This is a genomic window from Kitasatospora sp. MBT66, assembly GCF_000710405.2.
GTDB classification, from domain to species: Bacteria; Actinomycetota; Actinomycetes; order Streptomycetales; family Streptomycetaceae; genus Kitasatospora; species Kitasatospora purpeofusca.
Map to the genome: position 1 here is coordinate 307,576 of NZ_JAIY01000003.1, position 17,678 is coordinate 325,253.

Consider the following 17,678-nt stretch of genomic DNA (forward strand, 5'->3'; position numbering starts at 1 on the left):
GCATGATGCTCAACGGGTCGCCGACCGACCCCCGCCAAAATAGGCGGGTGGAGTCGATGGCGGCCGGGTCGGCGAGGGACCAACCTCGCAGGCGCGGGGAGCAGAGCAGCACCGGAGCCAGCATCGCCACCGCCACGGGAGCAACCCCGCAGGCGCGGGGAGCAGGACGTGTACTGGCCGGGTCGGCCGAGCAGCTTGGGACCAACCCCGCAGGCGCGGGGAGCAGCGAAGGCCCGCCTCAAGGTCGCCGCGCTGGCGAGGACCAACCCCGCAGGCGCGGGGGGCAGTCGTGCTCGCCCGCCAGGGACGCGGCTACTTCGGGACCAACCCCGCAGGTGCGGGGAGCAGCCCTCCTCCGGGAGGGCGGGGGCCTTCTCTGCGGGACCAACCCCGCAGGCGCGGGGAGCAGCGGTGGGGAGACTGACCTCGGGGCGCAGCATGGGGACCAACCCCGCAGGCGCGGGGAGCAGAGTCGTGGTCACTTCTGCACGCCGGTCTGCAGGGGACCAACCCCGCAGGCGCGGGGAGCAGGCATGGCCTCACCGACTGCCCCGAGGCTGACAGGGACCAACCCCGCAGGCGCGGGGAGCAGTCCGACACCGGGGGCACCGCGGTGGACATCAAGGGACCAACCCCGCAGGCGCGGGGAGCAGAGCTGGCCACGGACTACCCCATCCTGATCCAAGGGACCAACCCCGCAGGCGCGGGGAGCAGCTCCCAGGCGATGGCGTCGGCGGAGCTGCGCGGGGGACCAACCCCGCAGGCGCGGGGAGCAGCTGATACCGGCGCTCGCGGCCGGGAAGAGTTGGGGACCAACCCCGCAGGCGCGGGGAGCAGCCCTGCAGGAGCCGGGCCACGTCGGCATTCTGGGGACCAACCCCGCAGGCGCGGGGAGCAGACATCACTTTGTTGACTTTTCGCCTAACTCTTGGGACCAACCCCGCAGGCGCGGGGAGCAGCGGCCACGTTCGGGACGCCGTCGCGCTCGCCGGGGACCAACCCCGCAGGCGCGGGGAGCAGGGGGGCGTCCGCACCGGGCGGAGGACCGGACAGGGACCAACCCCGCAGGCGCGGGGAGCAGAGCTACGACTCAAGCTGTGGAGGCGGGAGTCGGGGACCAACCCCGCAGGCGCGGGGAGCAGCTCATCGCCCACGCGGTGATGCGGCCGATGAGGGGACCAACCCCGCAGGCGCGGGGAGCAGAGCCGCCGGGCCGCAACCCGGAAGAACGCCGGGGGACCAACCCCGCAGGCGCGGGGAGCAGACCCTGCGCGTCACCCCGGCGCAGGAGCGGGAGGGACCAACCCCGCAGGCGCGGGGAGCAGCATCTGTCAGACCGCCGGAGGTGCCGAGCGGGGGGACCAACCCCGCAGGCGCGGGGAGCAGCCATGTGTTACTGATCAAGCCTACTGACTAAAGGGACCAACCCCGCAGGCGCGGGGAGCAGCCCCCACCGGTCCGGCGCCCGCCACCCCCTCCGGGACCAACCCCGCAGGCGCGGGGAGCAGAGTTCGTGAGCTGGGATGTTGTCACGCGCGAGTGGCGGTTTTGGCAACTTCCTTCGAATTGGGCATTCTTCGCAATCCGGCGAGGGTGTGGGTCGCTGTCAGGCTTCCGGTCGCTGAAGGTCCCATGGCGAGTCTCCTTTGGCGGTTGTCGGATGCTGGGCCAGAGCAGTGGCGACGATCCGGGCGGTCTCGGCGATCAGTGGTTCGTTGGCCGGGGCGTCGGCGGTGTGCTTGGTGGAGAGTACTGCCACCACGATCGGACGCCCGTCCGGTGGCCAGGTGACTCCGACGTCGTTGGTCGTGCCGTAGCTGCCGGTGCCGGTCTTCTCGGCGACGCGCCAGGTGGGCGGTAGGCCGGCGCGGAGGCGGTTGGTGCCGGTGGTGTTGGTCAGGAGCCAGCCGGTCAGCCGCTGGCGGTCGGCGGGGTCGAGAGCTTGGCCGAGGGTGAGTCGGGCGTAGGTGCGGCCGAGGGCGTGAGGGCTCGACGTGTCCGTGAGGCGGCCTGGTTCGGCGGAGTTGAGGGCGGGCTCCCAGCGGTCGAGTCGGGTCACACGGTCGCCGATGGAGCGGCAGAAGCGGGTGAGCGCGTCAGGGCCGCCGAGTTCGCGGAGGAGGAGGTTGGCGGCGGCGTTGTCGCTGTACCGGATCGCTGCCGCGCACAACTCCTCGACCGTCATACCGGCTTCGAGGTTCGCGGGCAGGCCCGTGATCGGTGCGTAGCCCGATTGCGCTACGTCCGTCGCCGTGTAAAGCCGTCGTTGGGCGAGGAAGGTGCCGTCCCGATCGAGGTCCCTCAGCACTGCGGCCACGGCGATCGTCTTGAACGTGGAGCACATGGGGAACAGTTCGTCCGCGCGATACGCCACCGTCCGCCCGGTGACGGTGTCCTGGGCGAAGACTCCCAGCCGTGCGGAGTGCGACCTCTCAAGAGCGCAGAACCGATCGGCGAGTTCGCCTCCCTGCGAGCGTGCCCCCTGCGCGGAGGCCCGCCCTCCGGTGGCGAGAGCGGTGACGGTCGCGGCCGCCGCGATTCCGCCGAGGATCCGTCGTCGGCTCGGTCGATGGTTCGGTCGGTGATTCATGGTGCCTCCTCCTGGGGGTCATCGGGCAAGGCGGTCGATGGCCCCCAGGACCTTGGCCGGGCCGTCCTCGGTGGCGAGGGCGGTGGCGAGGGTGTGGGCGTGGGTGCGGTGGTGGGGGTTGTCGAGGGTCTGGCGGATGGCGGTGGCGAGGCGGGGGGCTGTGAGGTGGGGGAGGGGGATCGGGCCGGGGGAGGTGCCGAGGCGGGTGAGGCGGGCGGACCAGAAGGGGGCGTCGAGTTGGGCGGGGACGGGGACGGTGGGGGTCCCGGCGCGGAGGGTGGCGGCGGTCGTGCCGGCTCCGGCGTGGTGGACGGTGGCGGCCATGCGGGGGAAGAGCCAGTCGTGCGGGGTGTCGCCGATGGTGAGGACGTCGTCGTTGTCGTCGGGGGCGGTGAGGCCGCTCCAGCCGGACTGGACGACGGCGCGGACGCGGGCGGTGCGCACGGCGGCGAGGACGGTGGCGGTGAGTCGTTCGGGGTCGGGGACGACGAGGCTGCCGAAGCCGATGTACACGGGTGGCGGTCCGGCGGCGAGGAAGTCCAGGAGGCGGTGCGGGGGTTGCCAGTCGGGGTCGGTCCGGGGCCACCAGTAGCCGGTGACGCCGAGGGACGGGTGCCAGTCGGCGGGGCGGGGGACGACTCTGGGCGAGAAGCCGTGCAGCACGGTGCGGTTGCGGCGGCCGCGTGCCACGGAGCCTTCGGGTAGGCCGAGTTGGCGGCGGAGGCCGTGGACGGCGGGGGCGAAGAGCCGGTCGACGGCGGCCTGCACGGCGTGGCCGGCGATCAGGTTGCCCGGTCCGCCGAGGGATCGGGTGCCGGTGACGGCCGGGGCGAACTCGCGGGTGGGGGAGAGGGGTTGGAGGTGGAGGGCGATGTTCGGGATGCCGGCGGCCTCGGCGACGGCCTGGCCCAGGTCGGCGGTGGTGCTGGTGGTGAGGAGGAGGTCGGCGCCGGGTTCTGCCGCGGCGGCGATCCCCGCGCCGAGTGCGGGCATGAACGAGCGGGCGAGGCGCACCAGTTGGAGGAGGCCGAGCGGACCGGAGCCGGCCCGCAGGACCCGCTGGCCGTGGGCGGAGGCGAGTTCGGCGCGCGGGTCGATCGGCAGCGGGCGGAACTCCAGTCCGCAGGCGCGGACGTCCTCGGCGAAGGTCGCGTGGGTGGCGAGGGCCACCTGATGGCCGGCCGCGTGGAGGCGGGCGCCGAGTCCGGTGATGGGGGCGACGTCGCCCCGTGAACCGGCGGTGGCGATCAGGATGCGCATGGCCGCAGTATTCCGGGGCAGTCGGGTCCCGAGAAGGGCGCCACGCCAGCGGGGGACCGCGGGCCGCGGGCCTCCGCGCCCGGACCGGCCGGGCGCGGAACCGTCCGACGGTGGTGCGGCGTCCCTGCAGGCAGTACGGCGTGCACGGGGCCGCCGTACGGCTCGAAGGGCGGTAGGACATGAGCTTCGTCGCATGGATCGTGCTGGGCCTGGTGGCCGGGGCTCTGGCCAAGCTGCTGCTGCCGGGGCGGGACCCGGGGGGCCTGGTGGTGACCACCCTGATCGGTGTCGCCGGCTCCTTCGTCGGCGGGTGGATCTCCGCGAAGTTCCTGGACCGGCCGGTGACGGCGCAGTTCTTCGACCTGGCGACCTGGGCGTCCGCGATCGGTGGCGCCCTGGTGCTGCTGATCCTCTACCGGCTCGTCTTCGGCAACTCCCGCAACTGACGGCGGCCCGGGGCGAAGGGCAGGGGCGAGGAGAGCACTGCGACGGGCCCGACCGGCCGCGCGGGCGAACCGCGCGGCCGGTCCGTCGTGTCCGGGGGCCAGGGCCAGGGCCAGGACCGGGGTCGGGACCGGGCCGGAGGGGAACGGGCGGGGCTCAGGCCCTGGTGGCCAGGCCGCCGAGGATGAGCCGCCAGAGGGCCTCGAAGCGCTCGTCGGCGGCCGGGTCGGACCAGCTCGCCGCGTGGACGGGGTCGTGGAAGTGCGCGGTCGCCTCGAACACGGCGCGGGCGGTCGGGTCGACGGGGGCGGTGCGGAACTCCCCGTTCTCGGTGCCGTCCCGGACGATGTCGGCGATCTGGGAGATCAGCGTCCTGATGTGGGCGTCGACCGTGTGGCTGTTCTCGCCGACCAGCGTCATGTAGGTCGCGAACAGCTGAGGGTCGTCGAAGGCCTTCCGGCGCTTGGCGGCGAAGAGCGTGGTCAGCCAGCGGTACAGGCGCTCGGCGGCCGGTCCGGTCCCGCTGGCGACCAGGCGCAGCTCGTCGTGGGCCTGGTCGAGCCAGCGTTCGGTGACGGCCTCGCGCAGGGCCGCCTTGCTAGGGAAGAAGCGGTAGACGCTGCCGTGGCTGACGCCGAGCGTGCGGGCGACGTCGACGACGGTGGCCTTCGCCGGTCCGAACCGCCTGAGGACGTCCTCCGTCGCGCTCAGGATCTGTTCGGCGGTGAGTGCGCTGTCCGTGCTCACGGGGAGGTACGTCCTTACGGGTGAGGCGTCCGCCCGCCGGGGTGCGGCGGGCGGACGGTCGGCCGGTCGGCGGCCGGGCTGGGCCGCCCGTCGGCCGACGGTTGGCACGGGTGCTGACGGCCCCGCCCGGAGCGGGCTGCCGACGTGGCCGGGACCGCGCCTCAGTGCTCGCTGTCGAGATGGGCCATCTGGGCGGCAGCGTACCTGTCGCCGGCCGCGGACCCGGCGGGGACCGCCGCCTCGATGGCCGCGAGGTCGGCCTCGGTGAGGGTCACGTCGAGCGCTCCGAGGGCCTCGGTGAGGCGGTCGCGGCGGCGGGCGCCGACCAGCGGGACGACGTCCTCGCCGCGCGAGGCGACCCAGGCGATCGCGATCTGCGCGACGGTGGCGTTCCGTTCGGCGGCGACCGCGCGCAGGGCGTCGACGAGCCGGAGGTTGTGGGTGAGGTTGTCGCCCTGGAAACGGGGGCTGTGGCCGCGGAAGTCGGTGCCGGCCAGTTCCCGGTCGTTCTGCCAGTGGCCGCTGAGCAGGCCGCGCGAGAGCACGCCGTAGGCGGTCACGCCGATGCCGAGCTCGCGCGCGGCGGGCAGGATCCCGGCCTCGACGGAGCGGGAGATCAGCGAGTACTCGATCTGGAGGTCACTGATCGGGTGGACGGCGGCGGCGCGGCGCAGGGTGTCGGCGCCGACCTCGGAGAGACCGATGTGGCGGACGTAGCCGGCCTCGACCAGCTCGGCGATCGCGCCGACGGTCTCCTCGACCGGCACGGCCGGGTCCAGCCGGGCGGGGCGGTAGATGTCGACGTGGTCGGTGCGCAGGCGGCGCAGGGTGTAGGCGAGGGCGGTCTTGACCGCCGCCGGGCGGGCGTCGTAGCCGAGCCACTGGCCGTCCGGGCTGCGCTGGGCGCCGAACTTCACGCTGATCCGGACGTCCTCGCGGTCGCGGCCGCGCAGCGCCTCGTGGATCAGCAGCTCGTTGTGGCCCATGCCGTAGAAGTCGCCGGTGTCGAGCAGGGTGATGCCGGCGTCGAGGGCGGCGTGGATGGTCGCGATGCTCTCGGCCTCGTCGGCGGGGCCGTAGAGGTCCGACATGCCCATGCAGCCGAGGCCGAGGGGGGAGACCGTCGGGCCGGTGGCACCGAGCTTGCGCGGGGGGAGGTGGCGGGGGTTCTGGGTGGTGGACATGGTTCAACGATGACACAACGACTGACAGATTTCAAAATCTGTCATCTGAAATATGTCAGCTGTTATTCGTCGACCATCGGACCGGGGCCGGAGGGTGGGGTGGAGGTGGGGGCGTTGGGGCCTCGGCCGTCCGCGTGCCGCTGGAATGACTCACCCCTCGTGCCCGCCGCACCCCCCGCTCCGGTCGCAGTACGGCGGCTCCGCGCTCCGGCCGCAGCCGCACAGCATCGCCCTCGGCGTCTCCCGGACCTCCCCCGACGCGTCCGTCACCCGCAGCTCGCCCCGGACCAGCAGCCGCCCGTCGGCCGTCCGCCGCACCGTGGTCGGCCGGTCCGGCGCCTCCGCCCCGCCGTCCGCCAGCCGGTAGGCCAGCGCCCCCGTCGGACAGCGGCGCACCACCTCGGCGATCACCCCCGGCTCGGCGGCGTCCGGCATGATCCACGGCCGCCGTGCCGTGTCGAACACCGTCGGCAGCCCGTGCACGCACTCGGCGGCATGCCGGCACACCCGGGCGTCGAAGGACACCGTGATCCCGTCCCCCCGGTACGCCCGGGCACCGCTGGCGCGCCCGTCCGCCGCCTTTTCGGCCCCGCTGCCGCCCGTGTCCTCGGAGCCTGCGCTCTCGGCGGCGCCCGTGTCCTTCGTGCCTGCGCGGCCGGCGGCGGCCATCAGTCGCTCACCCGGCTGCGGTTCTCGTACGCCAGGTCGATGTACTCGGGATGCCGGAGCATCCACCCCTTGATGAATGGACACGTCGCCAGGACCGCCAGCCCCCGCGCCCGCGCGTCGTCCAGGGCCGCCCGGGCGAGCGCCCCGCCGACACCCTGCCCCTCGTACGCGGGCTCGACCACCGTGTGCGGATACACCACCAGCCCGTCGCTGCGCAGGTACTCGGCGAACCCGGCCAGGGCGCCGTCCGACCACGCCTCGAAGCGACCGGCACCCTCGGTGTCACGGATCGTGACCGTCATGGCGGACTCCTCACTGCTCGATGCGCCGCTCGGCGCACTGCTCGACGCACTTCTCGATCCACTGCTGGATCCACTGCTCGGCCCGCCGGTCGGGCCGTCGGCGTCGGGCCGCGGGCGCCCGGTCCATCATCGAGCGGACGCCGCGACCCCGCCCGCCGGACTGTCGGCGCTCGCGGCGGTCGTACCCGTTCGGCCCGCACCCGATTCACCCGTGCCCGGTTCACCCGCCGCCGAGCTCGCGGGCCCCGGGTCCGTCGCCGGCCGGCTCCCGCCCGGTGAGCGCAGCAGATGGGCCCGCGCCGGCGGGACGTTCCGCCACGCCACCCGGCTGCCCAGCCCGTACTCCTCCTCGAACCCGCGCAGTAACCGCACCACCGCCCGGTGCCGCGCACTCTGCCGGGGGCCCGATGTCAGCAGCCGCGCCGCCGACGTCCCCAGGTAGCCGAAGTACGTCAGCTCACCGCCCGGCACCAGCAGCCGCAGATAGAGATCGAGGATGCGCCGCACCTCCACCGGCTCGAAGTTGGTGAACGGGAGCCCCGACACGATCACGTCGTACCGTTCGGCGGCCGCCACCACCACCGGCCGATCGTCGTCGCGGCCTCCCTCCCCGGCGACGGGTGAGCCGCACCCCGGGAGGTCCTGGACCCGGCACGTCGACAGCCGCAGGTCGAGACCGGCCCCGCGCCGCGCCAGCTCCTCGTCCGTCCGCAGCCGTTGGGCGAAGCGCGGATTGGGCTCCACCACGTGCAACCGGTCGCCCGCCCGCAGCACCCGGACCAGCCGCCTCGTCACCACGCCCGTCCCGGCCCCCACCTCCAGCACCGAGAGCGGCCGGTCCGGACGGCTCGTGGCCGGGACCGTCAGCGCGTTCACCAGTTCCACCCCGCTCGGCGCCACCGCGCCCGTCAGCCGGAACGTGCGCAGCGCCTCGGAGAGGAAGAGCCACCCGTCACCGCCGCCCGGCCTCCGCCGCCCGGCGCGATCGGTCGCGGTGCTCGCGATCTCGGTGCTGTCGGCGGGGGAGACGGACCCGCGGCCGAGCTGATGTGTCGTCATGGCAGTGACGCTAGAGAGCGTCAGACCTGCGTGGAACGGCCGAAAGATGCCCCGCACCCCCGACGAAAGTAGAGGGTGCCGATGGCCGATCGACAGGGGTGGCGCACTGTCGATCCGTCGTAGCATCGGGCCCCGGACGACGGATGGAAGGAGGTGCGATCCGCATGAACAACCAGAAACGCCCGCTCGGTTGGTACGCCCCCGGTCGGCACCGCCCGACCGAGACGCTGTACCTGCTGACCGTCCTCGTGCTCGTCGTCGAGGAGAGCCTCGCCCAGTGGCACATCCACGACCTCCCCGGGCGCCCGGTGCGCATCGCCGGGGCCGTCCTCGCCCCGCTCTCCCTGCTGCTGGCCCGCCGCCACCCGGTCGCCGCCGCCGTGCTCCCCGTACTCTTCAGCGGACTGCTGAACCGCGCCTTCCCCGGCCTGTTCAGCCTCTACCACCTGGCCTCGACTGGCCGCTCCGGCCCGGCACTCGCCGCCGCGGTCGTGCTCGCCGGGCTCGGCGCGGTCCGGGCCGAGTCCCTCGCCGATTGGGCCGGCACCACCGGTTCCCAACTCCTGGTCGAGGCGGCCGTACTCTCCCTCGGGCTGTGGCTGCACGGGCGCCGCGTGCTGATCCGGACCCTGAACGCCAAGGTCGAGGCACTCGGCCGGGAGCGCGAACTCCGAGCCGAGCAGGCCCGCGCCGCCGAACGCGCCCGGATCGCCCGCGAGATGCACGACGTCCTCGCCCACCGGCTCAGCCTCCTCGTCCTGCACGCAGGTGTGCTGCGCGACCGGGCCCAGGCCGGCACGGTGGCGGACGACCCGGAGCACCTCGCCCACCGCCTCGAACTGCTCCGGGCCACGGCCGCCCGCTCGCTCGACGACCTGCGCGACGTTCTCGGCGCGCTCCGGGCCGATCCACCCGAACCGCCCGGTGACGCCGGACTGGCCGGACCGTCCGGTCCGGCCGGGGCGCCCGACAGCGTCCTCGCCGCCGCCGGGCGAGGGAGCGCGAGTACGGGCGCGAGTACGGGACCGGACGCCGAGCCGGGCCCCGCACCCCCTGAGGCAGGCGATGCGCTGCTCCCCGAGCCCGCCGTTCCCCGTCCACCCGCCGACTCCCGTTCGCCCGTCGCCGCGCCCGCGCTCCGCGACCTCGCCGACCTCGTCGCCGAGGCCACGGGCTCGGGCCAGCGAGTGGAACTGGCCCTCGCCGGCGACCCGGAGGACATCCCGACCACCCACCGGCTGGCCGTGCACCGGGTCGTCCAGGAGGCGTTGACCAACGCGCGCAAGTACGCGCACACCGCTCCGGTAACCGTCCGCGTCCGCTACGGCGCGCCCGCGACGACCGTCGAGGTGCTCAACGGTGCGGGTGGCCCGGCTCCGTCCGGTGCCTGCACCGGGAGTGGTTACGGCCTGGTCGGACTCGGCGAGCGGGTCGGCGCGCTCGGCGGGCACTTCGACGCAGGTCCCGACGGCCGGGGCGGGTTCCGTCTCGCCGCCCGTCTTCCGGCACCGGTCCGGCTCCCGGTCCGGCCCCCGCTCGGCCCGACTGCACGCGCGCCCGCCCGGACCGCCCGCCGGGCGGTCGACCCGCGCCCCGACCGGAACCCGGGCACCGCACCCGCCGCACCGATCACACCTCCCACGCCTGCCACGCCCGCCCTACCGTCCGTCCCACCGGCCCACCCACGGCCCGGCCGGAGCCCCGCCCCGGCGGCCGCCGGCCCGCGGACCGGCCCGAACCCACCGAGCGAGGCGACGTGATCCGCACCATGGTGGTCGACGACGACGCGCTCGTCCGGCTCGGACTCGTCGACCTGCTCGCCCAGGACCCGGAGCTGACCGTGGTCGCCGAGGCCGCCGACGGACTGGAGGCCGTCGAACTCGCCGCCCGCCACCGTGTCGACGTCGCCCTGATGGACATCCGGATGCCCAGACTCGACGGCATCGCCGCGACCCGCCGGCTCCGCGCGCTGCCGGACGGTCCGCGCGTCATCGCGCTCACCACCTTCGACCTCGACGAGTACGTCTACCGGGCGCTGGCGGCCGGTGCCGACGGCTTCCTGCTCAAGGACACCCCGCCCGCCGAGATCGCCCGCGCCGTCCACGTGGTCGCCGGCGGACAGGGCATGCTCCACCCGGCGGCCGCCCGCCGCCTCATCGACCGTTACCACCGCACCGGAGAGCCGCGCGCGGTCGCGGCCCGCGACCGCCTGGTGGGGCTCACACCGCGCGAGGGCGAGGTGCTGCGCGAACTCGCCGTCGGCCGCTCCAACGCCGAGATCGCCGCCGTCCTCGGGATGCGCGAGAGCACGGTCAAGGCCCATGTCAGCCGGATCCTCACCGGGCTGGGGGTGGGCAACCGCGTCCAGGCGGCACTGCTCGCCCGGGACGCCGGGATCGTGGGCGACGGCGGCTGACCGACCGCCCTCCCCTCGTGCGACGATCCGTCCGCAGTCCTCCACCATCGCCTGGGAACACGGTGGTTTGCCCCGAACCGACCGCCCCCGGATCAGCGTCGCGCGGTAGTCGACGCCGTTCCGCCGTCACCCATCTGGCTTGGAAAAGGCGCGCCTTGGCGTCCTGTGCTGCCGAACCACGGCCCCGGGTCCATGGTGGAGGTGGGCGCGATCCGGCGACCGCGCCCGCGCGCCGAGCCGGGTTCGCACGCCGTGCGCCGACCGCCGTTCAGCGGCCGGACGACGGGGGCGGATCCCGACCCCGGCACGCTGGGAGCAGGGCCACCTCGCAGGAAACCGAACGGTTCTTCTAGGCTCACATCTCGGCTTCCCTGTGGTGGTGCGTCGTTCTGCGCCCGCCGCAAGGGAAGCCGCCGTCCACGGAGGCTCCGGGACGATCGGGGCCACCGGATCGAGCGAGGAGGACGCACATGCCACACACGCCGCCCAGCCGTTCCAGCGCACTTGGAACGGACGGACCCTCTTGGTGTCCCGCCGTCACAGCCGGGCCTGTCGGCCCGGTGACCTGGCCGGGGCGGACCGGCCGCCCCGGCCGATCCGCGCGGCCGCTGTATACCGGCGGCGGCCGCGGAGGCAAGCGTTGAGTCCTCAAGCCGTCCGCCCCGCCACTTCCGCGGCAAGCCCCGTGGCCGCCGCGACCGCTGTCCCTGCCGCTGCCCCGGTGGCCGTCGCCGCCGGCACGATCACCGCCCCGACCGCCCCGACCGCCTCGACCCCTGCGGCATCGAAGGCCACGGCCGGGTCCGCCGCCGCGAACGCCGCCGCCGTCACCGCGAACGGCGTCACCGCGAACGCCGCCACCACCACCACGGTCACCACGACGACGTCCGGCGCCACCACTGCCGCCGTCGCCACGACAGCAGTCACCACTGCCTTCGCCCCCGTCGAGCCGACCAGGACCGCCGGCGCCGCAACAGCCCCGGCCGCCCCCGGCACGACCGTGAGAACCGGCACCGCCCGAACCGCCCTCGCCCCGGCCGCCCCCACATCCGCCGCCGCGACACCCACCGCAGCGGCCCCCCACACTCCGGCCGTCCCCGACAGCGAGGGCCAACCAGGCCCCACCGCCGCTCTCCCCGGTCTGCCCCAGGCCCTGTCCACCCGCGCCCGCACCCTCGCCGGAGCCGTCCGGCGACGCTGCGCGGACCTGGCCCGGATCGAGTCCCCCAGTGGCGACGCACCCCGACTCGACGCCCTTGCCGAGGAGTTGGCCGCCGGATTCCGGGCCACCGGCGCCACCGTCCATCGCGAACCGGGTCCGGCCGGCGACCATCTCGTCCTCCAATGGGAGGGCCGCGACGAAAGCCTGCCGCACCTCCTCGTGGTCGGTCACCACGACACCGTCTGGCCGGCCGGAATCCTCAACGACTGGCCGGTCACCGAGCAGGACGGCACCCTGAGCGGGCCCGGCGTGGTCGACATGAAGGGCGGACTTGCCATCCTGGAGGGCGCCTTCGCCCTGCTCGCCGACCTCGGCCAACGCCCCCACCGCACGGTCCGCCTGGTCGTGGTCTCCGACGAGGAGGTCGGCAGCCCGGACGGCAGGCGCCTGGTCGAACGCCAACTGCGCGACGCCGCGGCCGTACTCGGCCTCGAACCGCCCCACCCGGACGGTCGGCTCAAGACCGCCCGCCGCGGCTCCACCCGGGTGCGGCTCACCGTCACCGGGCGCGAGGCGCACGCCGGCAACGACGCCGCGGACGGCGTCTCGGCAGTGGACGAACTGGTCGACCAGCTAGTCGCCGTCCGCGGCCTGACCAGCCTCCCCGGCACCGAGCTGAACGCGGGCCGGATCAGCGGCGGCAGCCGGGCCAACGTCGTGGCGGGCCGGGCCGAGGCGGAACTCGGTCTGCGCTTCTCCACCACCGAGGCGCAGCGCCGGACCCTCGACAACCTCGCCCGCCTGACCGCGCTGCGGCCGGGCGCACGGGTGCGGACCGAGGTACTGTCCAGCCGCCCGGCCTGGCCCGAGCGGTCCGCGAACCCGCTGCTGCGCCACGTCCGTTCGCTCGCGGCGGTGCTCGGACAGCAGTTGGACGGCGGTCCGGCGGGCGGGGCGGGCGACACCAACCTGCCGGGCTCGCGCGGACTCCCCACGCTCGACGGCTTCGGCGCCGTCGGTGGAGGCGCGCACGCCCGGCACGAGCACATCCGGATCGACCAGCTGGCACCGAGGATCGCCCTGCTCGCGGCGCTCCTCGCCGTTCCGCTCCCGCGGTTGCGCGACCGCTCGGAGGGGTGACCCTCGGAGGGTGACAGCTCGGAGGCGTGACGGGGCTCGGTGTCCCGGCCGGTGACGGCTGAGGACTGACCGGGGCCGTCGGCGGACAGCTGACGGCGGCCGACGGCTGGCAGATTGTGAAATCTGTCAGCCGTCAGCCGTTCAGTGCGTCCCGGCTTCCCCTCCGGTGTCCGCGAGCAGCGGGAAGAGCCGGGTGACCGCCGCGACGGGGCGGGTCCCGGTGTGCGGTTCGCGCTGCCGGTAGGGCGCGAGCAGGGCGCGGACGGCGGCGCCGAGGTCGGCGAGTTCGTCGCTGGTGAGGTGCAGGACATCGCTGGAGGTCTGGTCCCGCTGCCATTCGGCTGGCGCGGCGGACCGGTTGGCGAGCCAGTGGCGGTAGCTGCCGTCCTCCAGCTCGGTCGCCAGCTCGGGCGTCAGGTCGCTGCCGGTCCGGCCGGCTCCCGGCGTACCCGACTCGGGAGGCATCAGCGACCCCTCCCATCGCAGCCGCCACGGACGGGAACGGCCGTCCACGGTCGGCGCCTCCTCGACCAGTCCGTACCGGGCCAGCTGCCGGAGGTGGAAGGAGCAGGTTCCGGAACTCTGGTGGATCATCTGCGCGGCCTGGTTGGCGGTGATGCTGCCCCACTCGGCGATCAGGTCGAGCAGTGCGGCGCGGACCGCGTGCTGCGGCAGCGGTCGGGAGGGCGCCCCGCTCTGGAGGGCGGCCGGTTCGGCGGGAGTGTTGTTGTGGGTGGTCACTTTGCAAAGCCTCCGCTTTGCAAAGTTCTTTGGCAAGTCCGGATCGCACGATCCGTGGCCGGGCCAGTGTTCGCAATGCATGTACGGCCACCAGTGGCGTGCGCGGGGGCGCTCGCGACCGCCTTCCCACACTTTGCAAAGTGCACACTTTGCAAAGTGTGGGAGAGTGACGAGCAGTGGAGCCGACGCCGGATCGCCGGTGCCGGCTCCTGCGCGCCACGGTGCCGCATCGGGCACCGTGGCGCGGAGAACGCAGCAACCCAGCAGTGCAGCAACCCGGCAAGGCAGCAGCCCAACAACGCGGCAGCGCAGCAGCCCAACAACGCAGCAGCGCGGCAGCGCAACAACGCGGCAATGCCGGAACCCGGCCCTGCAGCAACCCGGGAGCGCAGGAGTGCGGCACGCGGGACTGCCGGACCGCAGTGGCACGGAAGCCGCAGGCATCACGGAGGGGGAGAAGAGCATGGCGCGACGCGAGTCGGTGGAGCGGGCTGAGCGGGCGGAGCCGGTCCGGGGGCAGGTGAGGGTGCAGGGCGAGGTGCGGGTGTCCTACCCGGAGGTGCCGCCGGAGGCGTTGCGGGGCGAGGTGCGGCGGGTCACCGTCGTCGGGGAGGACGTGTTGCACCGCCGGTGCCGGGACGTGGCGGAGGAGGAGTTCGGCACGCCCGCGCTGGCGCGGCTGGTCGACGACATGTTCGCCACCATGCGGGTCGCCGAGGGGGCCGGGCTGGCCGCGAACCAGGTCGGCGTCGACCTCCAGCTCTTCGTCTGGGACTGCTTCGACGAGGACGGCGTCCGGCACGTCGGCCACATCCTCAACCCGGTGCTCGACGAGTTGCCCGCCGGGGCGAGGCGGCTGGTCGAGGCGGAGGAGGGTTGTCTCTCCGTCCCCGGTCCGTACGCGGTCCTGGCCCGGCCGGACCGGGCGGTGGTCCGGGGCCGGGACCTGGACGGCCGGCCGCTGGTCGTCGAGGGGACCGGCTACTTCGCGCGCTGCCTCCAGCACGAGGCCGACCATCTGGGCGGCGGCCTCTACATCGACCGCCTCGCCGCCCGGGAGCGGCGCGCGGCGCTGCGTCGCATGGAGGAGCGCAAGGCGGAGGTGTTCGCCGGGCGGGCCGTGCGCGCCGAGGAGCTGGCCGCCCTGCGCCGGGCGTCGGCCTGACCCGGGCCCTCCGCGCCGTCGGCGGGTGACCGGCGGGTGACCTGCGGCGACGCGGTCCACTCGGCCGGGCCCGAGCCCCCAGGGGCCCGGGCCCGGCCGCTGTCCGTCCCGGGACCGCCTTGCCCGTCCCCGGGTCCGCCGCCCCGTCCCCGGGTCCGCCGCCCCGACATCGGCGGTGCTCCCTTGTCAGTCGACCGTCCCACCGCGCACAATGGTACCGACCGAACGGTCAGTCGGTTGGCGGCCCGCCGACGGGTGGGGACACAGGCAGCGAAAGGGGACCGTGGTGACAGCAGAGGTGGCCGAGCGGCCCGGGGCATCGCCCGAGGAGGCGTTCGAGGCCGTCATCGCCGCGGAGCAGCGCATCGAGCCCCGCGACTGGATGCCCGACGCCTACCGGGCGACCCTCGTCCGCCAGATCGCCCAGCACGCCCACTCCGAGATCATCGGCATGCAGCCCGAGGGCAACTGGCTCACCCGGGCCCCCTCCCTGCGGCGCAAGGCGATCCTGCTCGCGAAGGCCCAGGACGAGGCCGGCCACGGCCTGTACCTCTACGCCGCCGCCGAGACCCTCGGCGTGGACCGCGCCGAACTCACGGAGAAGCTGATCTCCGGCCGCCAGAAGTACTCCTCGATCTTCAACTACCCGACCCTCACCTTCGCCGACGTCGGTGTGATCGGCTGGCTGGTCGACGGCGCCGCGATCTGCAACCAGGTCCCGCTCTGCCGCTGCAGCTACGGCCCGTACGCGCGCGCCATGGTCCGGATCTGCAAGGAGGAGTCCTTCCACCAGCGGCAGGGCTACGAGCTGCTGATGACGCTGATGCGCGGCACCGAGGCCCAGCGGCGGATGGTCCAGGACGCGGTGGACCGCTGGTGGTGGCCGTCGCTGATGATGTTCGGCCCCTCGGACGCCGCCTCGCCGAACACCGCCCGTTCGATGGCCTGGCGGATCAAGCGGCACACCAACGACGAGCTGCGGCAGCGCTTCGTCGACATGACCGTGCCGCAGGCCGAGCACCTCGGCGTCACCCTCCCCGACCCCGGGATGAGCTGGAACGAGGAGCGCGGCAGCTGGGACTTCGGCGAGCCGGACTGGTCGGAGCTGACCCGGGTCATCCAGGGCCAGGGCCCGTGCAACGCCCAGCGGGTGGATCGGCGGCGGGCCGCCCACGAGGACGGCGCGTGGGTGCGCGAGGCCGCCACCGCGTACGCGGAGAAGCGTCGCGCCGAGGCCGGCGCGAGCGCCGGGACGGACGCGAGTACCAGGACGCACGCGGCTACGGCGACAAACGCGGCTGCCGGGCCGGACGCCGGTACGAAGACGGAACAGGAGAACGGAAAGTGACCGAGTCCAAGGCCGGCTGGCCGCTCTACGAGGTGTTCGTGCGCCCCCGGCGGGGCCTGAACCACGTGCACGTCGGCTCCCTGCACGCGGCCGACGACCGGATGGCGCTGCTCGCCGCCCGCGACCTCTACACCCGCCGCAACGAGGGCGTCAGCCTCTGGGTGGTCCGCTCCGACGCGATCACCGCGTCCACCCCGGACGAGCGCGACCCGTTCTTCGCGCCCAGCGGCGACAAGGTCTACCGCCACCCGACCTTCTACGACATCCCCGAGGATGTCCCGCACATCTGACCGGGAGCAGCCGAACCATGACCGACGACCACGTGTACCTGAGCCTCGCCGAGGCGTCCCCCGAGCCCGAGGGCGAGGGCCGCTGGGCGTACGGGACGGGCTTCGCCGACCCGCTGCTCGGGGTGGACACCGCCGTCCCGCCCGGGCTGGACGGGGCCGACCTCGCGGCCTACTGCCTCATGCTGGGCGACGACGCGCTCGTCCTCTCCCAGCGCCTCATCGAGTGGTGCACCCGCGCGCCCGAACTGGAGGAGGAGGTCGCGCTCGCCAACCTCGGCCTCGACCTCCTCGGCCAGGCCCGCCAGCTGCTCACCCGGGCCGGGCAGGCGGACGGCTCCGGGCGGACCGAGGACGACCTGGCGTACTGGCGCGAGGAGCACGAGTTCCGCAACGTCCGCCTGGTCGAGGCGCCGAACGGGGACTTCGCGTACTCGATCGCCCGCCTGCTGCTGTTCTCCACCGTCCGCGGCGCGCTGTACGAGGCGCTGGCCGGGCACGCCGACCCGGTGCTGGCGGCGGTCGCGGCGCGCGGGGTGAAGGAACTGGCGTACCACCGCGAGTACGCCACCGCCTGGACGCTGCGGCTCGGCGACGGCACCCCGTACTCGGCCGAGCGGATGCAGGCCGGTCTGGACGCGGTCTGGCCGCTGCTGGAGGAGCTCCTCACCGCGCACCCGGTCGAACTGCGGGTCGGGGTGGACCCGGCGACGCTGCGCGAACCGGTGCTGCGCTCCCTGGCGGCGGTGCTGGCGGAGGCCGGACTGGCCGTGCCGGACGTGCCGGGGCTGGCGACCGTCGGCGGCCGGGCGGGCCGGGACGGGGTGCACAGCGAGGCCATGGGCCTGCTGCTCGCCGAGCTGCAGGTGCTGGCCCGCGCGCATCCGGGCGCGACGTGGTGACGGCCGTGGCCGGGGAGCGCGCGTCGAGCGGGGCCGCCTGGGCGGTGGCGGCCGCCGTGCCGGACCCGGAACTGCCGATGCTGACCCTGGCCGACCTGGGTGTGCTGGCCGAGGTCGAGGTGGCCGGGGGTCCGGAGGAGCCGGTGGTGACCGCCTGGCTCACCCCGACCTACTCGGGCTGTCCCGCCGTCGCCGAGATGGCCGCCGATGTGGACCGGCGGCTGCGCGCGGCCGGGTTCGCGGACGTCCGGGTCCGGCTGCG

Annotated in this window: 17 protein-coding genes and 1 CRISPR repeat array; of the genes, 9 read left to right on the top strand and 8 right to left on the bottom strand. The window is 74.4% G+C overall.

The annotated features are described in order from the left end of the window. Nucleotides 1-75: 75 nt before the first annotated feature. A CRISPR array of direct repeats spans nt 76-1,509; the repeat unit is 29 nt; unit sequence GGGACCAACCCCGCAGGCGCGGGGAGCAG. Nucleotides 1,510-1,606: 97 nt separating this feature from the next. Together bla and BI06_RS03290 are read right to left on the bottom strand one after the other, a co-directional pair. Further along, on the bottom strand, nt 1,607-2,590 hold the full coding sequence (gene bla, locus BI06_RS03285; protein WP_063794901.1) for a class A beta-lactamase: 984 nt from the start codon (nt 2,588-2,590) through the stop codon (nt 1,607-1,609). An 18-nt stretch (nt 2,591-2,608) separates the two neighbouring features. Next, entirely contained in the window at nt 2,609-3,850 is a 1,242-nt protein-coding gene (locus BI06_RS03290) for a glycosyltransferase (protein WP_043464911.1), read from the bottom strand. A gap of 179 nt (nt 3,851-4,029) precedes the next feature. Between BI06_RS03290 and BI06_RS03295 the strand changes: the two genes are divergently transcribed. Further along, nucleotides 4,030-4,296: a GlsB/YeaQ/YmgE family stress response membrane protein gene (locus BI06_RS03295; protein ID WP_030302213.1), complete on the top strand. Its 267-nt coding sequence runs from the start codon at nt 4,030-4,032 to the stop codon at nt 4,294-4,296. Between the two features lie 154 nt (nt 4,297-4,450). Here BI06_RS03295 and BI06_RS03300 read toward each other — a convergent pair whose 3' ends face one another. From BI06_RS03300 to BI06_RS03320, 5 genes are all read right to left on the bottom strand, one after another. Next, on the bottom strand, nt 4,451-5,041 hold the full coding sequence (locus tag BI06_RS03300) for a TetR family transcriptional regulator (protein ID WP_043464917.1): 591 nt from the start codon (nt 5,039-5,041) through the stop codon (nt 4,451-4,453). A 161-nt stretch (nt 5,042-5,202) separates the two neighbouring features. Beyond that, nucleotides 5,203-6,225, bottom strand: coding sequence for an aldo/keto reductase (locus BI06_RS03305; protein WP_043464921.1), 1,023 nt, complete (start codon nt 6,223-6,225; stop codon nt 5,203-5,205). 150 nt (nt 6,226-6,375) lie between these two features. Continuing rightward, complete coding sequence (locus tag BI06_RS03310; protein ID WP_082558234.1) at nt 6,376-6,894, bottom strand: (4Fe-4S)-binding protein; 519 nt, start codon at nt 6,892-6,894, stop codon at nt 6,376-6,378. Then, the gene (locus BI06_RS03315) at nt 6,894-7,196 is read right to left on the bottom strand and encodes a GNAT family N-acetyltransferase (RefSeq protein ID WP_030391923.1); all 303 of its coding nucleotides are present in this window, start codon (nt 7,194-7,196) and stop codon (nt 6,894-6,896) included. The genes BI06_RS03310 and BI06_RS03315 overlap by 1 nt, the downstream gene beginning before the upstream one ends. Before the next feature lie 126 nt (nt 7,197-7,322). Further along, complete coding sequence (locus BI06_RS03320; protein ID WP_063794902.1) at nt 7,323-8,255, bottom strand: class I SAM-dependent methyltransferase; 933 nt, start codon at nt 8,253-8,255, stop codon at nt 7,323-7,325. A gap of 164 nt (nt 8,256-8,419) precedes the next feature. Between BI06_RS03320 and BI06_RS03325 the strand changes: the two genes are divergently transcribed. The 3 genes from BI06_RS03325 to BI06_RS53140 all read left to right on the top strand — a co-directional run bounded on the left by BI06_RS03325 (nt 8,420) and on the right by BI06_RS53140 (nt 12,973). After that, entirely contained in the window at nt 8,420-10,015 is a 1,596-nt protein-coding gene (locus BI06_RS03325) for a sensor histidine kinase (protein ID WP_051740176.1), read from the top strand. Continuing rightward, nucleotides 10,012-10,671, top strand: coding sequence for a response regulator transcription factor (locus BI06_RS03330; protein ID WP_043464925.1), 660 nt, complete (start codon nt 10,012-10,014; stop codon nt 10,669-10,671). The genes BI06_RS03325 and BI06_RS03330 overlap by 4 nt, the downstream gene beginning before the upstream one ends. 721 nt (nt 10,672-11,392) lie before the next feature. Continuing rightward, the gene (locus tag BI06_RS53140; RefSeq protein WP_199523226.1) at nt 11,393-12,973 is read left to right on the top strand and encodes a M20/M25/M40 family metallo-hydrolase; all 1,581 of its coding nucleotides are present in this window, start codon (nt 11,393-11,395) and stop codon (nt 12,971-12,973) included. A 141-nt stretch (nt 12,974-13,114) separates the two neighbouring features. Here BI06_RS53140 and BI06_RS03340 read toward each other — a convergent pair whose 3' ends face one another. Next, on the bottom strand, nt 13,115-13,714 hold the full coding sequence (locus BI06_RS03340; RefSeq protein ID WP_051740177.1) for a helix-turn-helix transcriptional regulator: 600 nt from the start codon (nt 13,712-13,714) through the stop codon (nt 13,115-13,117). Between the two features lie 463 nt (nt 13,715-14,177). Between BI06_RS03340 and def the strand changes: the two genes are divergently transcribed. The 5 genes from def to BI06_RS03365 all read left to right on the top strand — a co-directional run. Continuing rightward, nucleotides 14,178-14,879, top strand: a complete 702-nt coding sequence (def, locus tag BI06_RS03345) for a peptide deformylase (RefSeq protein ID WP_107113265.1) — start codon at nt 14,178-14,180, stop codon at nt 14,877-14,879. A 211-nt stretch (nt 14,880-15,090) separates the two neighbouring features. Then, nucleotides 15,091-16,227, top strand: coding sequence for a 1,2-phenylacetyl-CoA epoxidase subunit PaaA (gene paaA / locus BI06_RS03350; protein WP_233289988.1), 1,137 nt, complete (start codon nt 15,091-15,093; stop codon nt 16,225-16,227). Beyond that, on the top strand, nt 16,224-16,517 hold the full coding sequence (gene paaB, locus BI06_RS03355; RefSeq protein ID WP_030391930.1) for a 1,2-phenylacetyl-CoA epoxidase subunit PaaB: 294 nt from the start codon (nt 16,224-16,226) through the stop codon (nt 16,515-16,517). The genes paaA and paaB overlap by 4 nt, the downstream gene beginning before the upstream one ends. 17 nt (nt 16,518-16,534) lie before the next feature. Continuing rightward, complete coding sequence (gene paaC / locus BI06_RS03360; protein ID WP_030391931.1) at nt 16,535-17,416, top strand: 1,2-phenylacetyl-CoA epoxidase subunit PaaC; 882 nt, start codon at nt 16,535-16,537, stop codon at nt 17,414-17,416. A gap of 5 nt (nt 17,417-17,421) precedes the next feature. Continuing rightward, nucleotides 17,422-17,678 (top strand): iron-sulfur cluster assembly protein (locus BI06_RS03365; protein ID WP_233289989.1); only part of this gene is annotated, 257 nt, incomplete at its 3' end.

Bases quoted from the DNA above. Each gene is read 5' to 3' on its own strand.
- bla (WP_063794901.1), bottom strand. From the start codon at position 2,590: ATGAATCACCGACCGAACCATCGACCGAGCCGACGACGGATCCTCGGC.
- BI06_RS03290 (WP_043464911.1), bottom strand. From the start codon at position 3,850: ATGCGCATCCTGATCGCCACCGCCGGTTCACGGGGCGACGTCGCCCCC.
- BI06_RS03295 (WP_030302213.1), top strand. From the start codon at position 4,030: ATGAGCTTCGTCGCATGGATCGTGCTGGGCCTGGTGGCCGGGGCTCTG.
- BI06_RS03305 (WP_043464921.1), bottom strand. From the start codon at position 6,225: ATGTCCACCACCCAGAACCCCCGCCACCTCCCCCCGCGCAAGCTCGGT.
- BI06_RS03310 (WP_082558234.1), bottom strand. From the start codon at position 6,894: ATGGCCGCCGCCGGCCGCGCAGGCACGAAGGACACGGGCGCCGCCGAG.
- BI06_RS03315 (WP_030391923.1), bottom strand. From the start codon at position 7,196: ATGACGGTCACGATCCGTGACACCGAGGGTGCCGGTCGCTTCGAGGCG.
- BI06_RS03320 (WP_063794902.1), bottom strand. From the start codon at position 8,255: ATGACGACACATCAGCTCGGCCGCGGGTCCGTCTCCCCCGCCGACAGC.
- BI06_RS03325 (WP_051740176.1), top strand. From the start codon at position 8,420: ATGAACAACCAGAAACGCCCGCTCGGTTGGTACGCCCCCGGTCGGCAC.
- def (WP_107113265.1), top strand. From the start codon at position 14,178: ATGGCGCGACGCGAGTCGGTGGAGCGGGCTGAGCGGGCGGAGCCGGTC.
- paaA (WP_233289988.1), top strand. From the start codon at position 15,091: ATGGTACCGACCGAACGGTCAGTCGGTTGGCGGCCCGCCGACGGGTGG.
- paaC (WP_030391931.1), top strand. From the start codon at position 16,535: ATGACCGACGACCACGTGTACCTGAGCCTCGCCGAGGCGTCCCCCGAG.